The sequence below is a fragment of the Olsenella sp. An285 genome (assembly GCF_002159625.1).
GTDB classification, from domain to species: Bacteria; Actinomycetota; Coriobacteriia; order Coriobacteriales; family Atopobiaceae; genus Thermophilibacter; species Thermophilibacter avicola.
Window position 1 is genome coordinate 1 of record NZ_NFIZ01000032.1, and the last position, 637, is coordinate 637.

1 protein-coding gene is annotated in these 637 nt (G+C 77.4%); it reads right to left on the bottom strand.

The annotated features are described in order from the left end of the window. Positions 1-637, bottom strand: a 637-nt coding sequence (locus tag B5F79_RS10750) for an S-layer homology domain-containing protein (RefSeq protein ID WP_206391129.1), incomplete at both ends; no start/stop codon positions are given.

Below are 637 nucleotides of genomic sequence, written 5' to 3' on the forward strand. Positions count from 1 at the left end.
GTCGGGCTCGCCCGGGGCTCCGCCCTCCCCCAGCACGTCGCGGTGGAACACGGCGAACATCTTGGCGGCCTGGTCGCGCTGGGCGGGGCGCTGGGGCAGCGCCAGGGGCTCGCCGGTCGACAGGTCGCCCGTGAGCACGCCCGCGTCCACGGCCCAGGCCATGCCGTCCCAGAGGGTGACGGAGGAGGCGTCGGCCATCGCGGCGAGCGCCGAGCCGTCCGAGGAGGCGTCGAGGCCGGCCACGCGCGACGCGTGGCGGGCGAGCATCGTGGCCAGCTGCTCTCGGGTGACGGGGTCGGCGGGGCCAAAGCGGCCGTCCTCGTAGCCGGAGACGACGCCGGCGGCGCGCGCCCAGGAGACGGCCCTCCCGTAGAAGGACCCATCGGAGTAGTCGCAGTCCGGGAAGCGCGCCGCCCCCTCGGGCGCCGCGGGCGAGCCCGCCGCGCGCCACAGGACCGTGGCCACCTGGGCGCGCGAGAGCGGCTCTGCCTGCCCGAAGGTGCCGTCGCCGAGCCCGGACATGAGCCCCTCGGAGGCGACGTAGGCTATGTAGCCCTGCTCGGCCGCCCAGTCCGAGGGCGACACGTCGGCGAAGCCGAGGTAGTCGGCGCGGGCGGGCGCCGGGGCGAGCAGGGCC